The organism is Acinetobacter sp. neg1 (assembly GCF_000788125.1).
Classification (GTDB): Bacteria; Pseudomonadota; Gammaproteobacteria; order Pseudomonadales; family Moraxellaceae; genus Acinetobacter; species Acinetobacter vivianii.
In genome coordinates, this window is the sequence record NZ_JSZD01000024.1 from 1 (window position 1) to 543 (window position 543).

A 543-nucleotide genomic window follows, 5' to 3' on the forward strand; every position below is an offset into this window, starting at 1 on the left:
GCAGGTAACCCATCTGTACCAGGTACAGAAACAGTGGATCTCACTCCACCAAATCCAGCAGGTGCGACCTTAACCATTGATGATGTGACTGCAGACAACGTGTTGAATGCCGCAGAATCAACAGGCACAGTGACTGTAACAGGTACCTTAACCGGTATTCCTGCAGATGCAGCAACCACGGTTGTTACACTCGTTATTAATGGCGTGACATACACTGCAACTGTTGATGCAGCGACAGGCAACTGGACCGCAGATGTGGCAGGTAGTGACTTGCTTGCAGATACCGATGCGACCATCGATGCGACAGCAACCTTCACTGATGCAGCAGGCAACAGCAGCACAGTCACCGATACCCAAACTTATAACGTGGATGTGACTGCACCAGCAGCGCCAGAGATTGATCCGGTCAATGGTACCGATCCAATCACGGGTACCGCAGAACCGGGTTCAACGGTGACTGTGACCTTCCCGGATGGCACAACCGTTGATGTGGTGACTGATCCAACCACAGGCGAATGGACTGTACCAAACCCAGGTGGTTTA

At 51.9% G+C, this 543-nt stretch carries 1 protein-coding gene; it reads left to right on the forward strand.

Features of this window, described 5'->3' with window-relative positions:
* The coding region (locus PJ15_RS18165; protein WP_047433186.1) for an Ig-like domain-containing protein at positions 1-543 on the forward strand (543 nt) is incomplete at both ends.